The 3,737-nt window shown below is 35.5% G+C and carries 3 protein-coding genes; all 3 read left to right on the top strand.

Going from position 1 to position 3,737, the window contains the following annotated elements:
• Window positions 1-160 precede the first annotated feature (160 nt).
• The 3 genes from JSS34_08555 to JSS34_08545 all read left to right on the top strand — a co-directional run bounded on the left by JSS34_08555 (window position 161) and on the right by JSS34_08545 (window position 3,066).
• Complete coding sequence (locus JSS34_08555; protein MBS0186348.1) at window positions 161-382, top strand: hypothetical protein; 222 nt, start codon at window positions 161-163, stop codon at window positions 380-382.
• Between the two features lie 247 nt (window positions 383-629).
• Window positions 630-1,691: a tetratricopeptide repeat protein gene (locus JSS34_08550; protein ID MBS0186347.1), complete on the top strand. Its 1,062-nt coding sequence runs from the start codon at window positions 630-632 to the stop codon at window positions 1,689-1,691.
• On the top strand, window positions 1,681-3,066 hold the full coding sequence (locus tag JSS34_08545; protein ID MBS0186346.1) for a hypothetical protein: 1,386 nt from the start codon (window positions 1,681-1,683) through the stop codon (window positions 3,064-3,066). Before JSS34_08550 ends, JSS34_08545 begins: the two co-directional genes overlap by 11 nt.
• The last annotated feature ends 671 nt before the right edge of the window (window positions 3,067-3,737 follow it).

The following is a 3,737-nucleotide window of genomic DNA, read 5'->3' as shown; positions in this document are numbered from 1 at the left end:
CCCACCAAGAATTTTTAGAATTCTTCTTAATCTTTTCTTCTTTCCGATTTTTAAAGATTATCTAAAAATTGACCTGATTCTTGTTATTTTGATAACTATATGATGATTTTTTTGAATGGTATGGCATACTCTTTTTTTAACCATTTAAAAAAGGTTGTCCATGCCAAAAACTACCAAGCGTTTTGTAGAAAGCATTGTTCCTGACTCTAAAAATGTACTTATGTTTTGGGATACAAAGATTAAAGAATTTAGCTTAGTTGTACGTCTCAATGGACAAGACCCCGTAGAATGGGACACCCATCCCCGCTTTACGATTTATCATCCGGCTTACCTTTTAAGACCTCTTTCTAAAAAAAAAGAAGCTTGGCAAGTTATGAATTAAATTGATAATTAAGAAGAGATAGAAGATTTTCAATATATCTTCTTTAAAAGCATGAAAGTGAAGTAAGAAGGGCCCTAAAAGTTAGAGTCTCTTCTATAGAATATCTTTATTTTCTTTTAAACTCTTTGTTTTTGTTATCTTTTTATTCTCCGGGAATTGCTGTTGTGACTCTTAAGCTCTTGAAATTAATTTCAAAAACATGATATTCTTTAGAAGGTTTATTTTTTAAGAAAGAAGGTCTTATCAAATGAAGATTTTAATAATACTACTTTTTAATATCTTTTTCTTTAGTTATACCTTTGCAATGGAACTTGATCGTTCGTCTCCCCCTTACAAGCAACGCATCGCCCTAAAAAAACCATCTATTCAAATGAAATCTCTCGCAGACTCTGATGATCCTTTCATAATTGAGCAATGTAACTGGTATAATAACGCTGATGTTCATAAAAATTTATCCGAGCGCTCGAAAGAGGGAGACCCTGTAGCTCAATATTTTTTAGGTCGTGTCATTGCCGCTTTTGGTGACTTTGAAAATGCAGAGCGCTGTGATCAAAAAGCAAAAGAAAATTTCTTACAAATGATACAAAGCTCCGAAACTTCAGATTTTCAAAAAGGACTCGCATTTTGGTATTTATATCTCTTGTCAGACCCTAATGGCTCCGTCATAAAAGCTTTAAAGCATGTTCATCAATTTAATGAATTACATAAAACATCGTTGAGTCTTTTATATGAAGCTTACTTTGCCCAAATGGCCCATGAAAATAAAAAATCAGAACAGTTATTAGACGATGCCATTCAGGAAGGATCCTTCGTGGGCTATTTTCATAAAGGTAACTTATGTATCTCACAAGGAAAATATGAGGAAGCTTTAGAAAATTACATTAAAGCCATAGAGCACGGTGTTAAAAGAGCTTACGAACCTCTTTATGACGTTGTCACCAATACATCCACCGGAGTTCGCTTAGAAGATATCAATAAACGTTTTCAAAGTCCTTTAAAAGAGCCATCTGAATTATTAGAGTATGCTGAAACATCAACTGCTTATGAAAAGCTTGCACGTTTGTATTGGCATAAAAAATCTCAATCTATAGAACCTAAAGACGCTCAATTAACAGCTCATTATTATGTTTTAAGTGGAAAGTCAGGGAATCAACATAGTTATCGTAAAGCCTCTGAAAAATATAAATTCCTTAAAAATAAGAGAGAAATGCACAAAACTCATGCATTAGGAGGGCCCTATTCAAAAGAGGGAGAGGAGCTTGAAAAATATATAGAATTCTTACTTAAAGAGGCTGGAATTGCTCTTTAAAAATAGAACTCTAAAAAACTTTATCTTTCTTCTCTTTAGCTTTGTTTTTACCTCAGCTCAGGGAACTCTATTTGAAGGTCTAGATAAACATAGTCATGTTATCGCGACCTTCTATCATGTTGGACAAGGACACTCAACCCTTATCCATGTGCCTGACGGGCCTGCAATTTTAGTTGACTCTGGAAGCACAGAGCATACGGGTGTAGACCCGACTGTACGGCAACAGGAAATTGCCGATGACATTATTCATCATATTTCTATACCTCCCAAGAGTGCTCCTCCGAGTGTGGAAAAACCTTCTTCTGCACCTCCCGCGAGTGCCCCTGCCACGAATCCTGAAAAACCTTCTTCTTCACTTCCCGCAAGTACTCTCCCCACGAGTGCTGAAAGACATTATAATTTAATCATTATAATCACGCATGCTGATAAGGACCACGTAGGCTGGCTCCGTGAAATTTTAAGAAGACTTAAAACGAATTCTTCGGTGCGTCCAATTTATTTATTTGGGGGCAGTAAAGAAGATTACCAAACAGAAGGGGATACACCCAAACTGACAGATGCCGAAATATTAGAGTTTCGGCGGGCAAATATTGAGCGATTAGGAGAGGAGAAATTATTTGCTCAAGATTATGGTTTTATGCCTTCAGCCGTCTCTTTTAATATCCCTGCTGAGGCTCCCTGGGGCTTAAAAGTTTTTGCAATGAACTCCAGCATCCCGGAAGACACAACGGTTCTATCAACAGGCTCCGAAGAAGCTTCTGCATCTGCAAACTCCAAAAAAACAGATCCAAATCTTTCCAGCATTGTCTTAAGGTTCCATTATCAAAATAAAAGCATAATGATTGCGGGAGATGCTCCTCAGTTTGTTACAGATCAAATTCGTAAAAAACTCTACCTTCAAAAATTGACCCCTTCTGTTGTTTTAAAATCTGATATTTTGCTGCTAAGTCATCATGGCGCAAAAACAGATGGAACAAATGATTTAGGATGGATTGAAAATATAAACCCTTCTTATGCTGTCATTAGTGCAGGGCAACATATAGGGTATAAACATCCTGCTGCACCTATTGTATCTAAATTAGCAGCTTTTATTTGGGCTCAAGACCGTCCCTTAACAGAGCATCATGAAATAGGGACTTTTGGAATGCTTGATAGTGATATTCCTTCTGGAATCGCGAAAATAAAATCCAAAACGCTTTTAAAACCGTCCAAACCTAAAACTGAGGAAAAAGAAGTTCTTTATGCCACATATGAAACCACACTTCCAATATTTACAACCCTTCAAAGTGGAAATGTTGGATTTGCATGGGATGTATCATCACCCGATAGTGATATTAATGTTAGAACAGAAACTAAATTGCTTGAAGACGCATAAGTTTAATATTTGACGTATCAAGGGCGTGTCATCAATTAAATCAAATAACTGCAGAAGAACGCTGAACTTTTACGGCTTCCTGTGGCTTGATGCTATGTTTACTGCACTTTCATCTTTGAGTTTACGCTCGGAATTTTGCGTTTTCTATATAAATTGTGCCTAGAAAATTTTGAGCAGTCTTGTTACTCGCCTTGAATTTCTCGATATTGCTTAAATTTAGTAAAAAAATTCTTTATAAGATAATGTACCTAAAAGGTCTTTGTCACAATCAGGAAGATTTAAAGGATTCTTCTTAGGCGTAATAACAGCTTTACATCTTTTTCCTTCAGGTTTTTGTTTTACACATTCTTCTGCATCTCTCTAATATCTTCTATATTATGAAGGATTATATTCCAATATTATTTTTTATATAACCTTTTTATTGAAATGTTACACTAGATAATGGAGGTGTATGTAGGATAGGCCCAAGAAGGTTTAAATTCTCTATCTGTTTTGATGACTATTTTTTGAAAGAAAGGTAGTGTAGTATTATAACTAATTCAAATGTGAGTAATTTGTAGATATATTTTCCACTAACATTCGCTGACTCTTAATCAGTAGGTCATAGGTTCGAATTCTATAGCGCCCACCAAGAATTTTTAGAATTCTTCTTAATCTTTTCTTCTTTCCGA

This window comes from Pseudomonadota bacterium (genome assembly GCA_018242545.1).
GTDB lineage: Bacteria > Pseudomonadota > Alphaproteobacteria > 16-39-46 > 16-39-46 > 16-39-46.
Note: the sequence above shows the minus strand (reverse complement) of the source record. Positions and strands in the feature narration are given on the sequence as shown.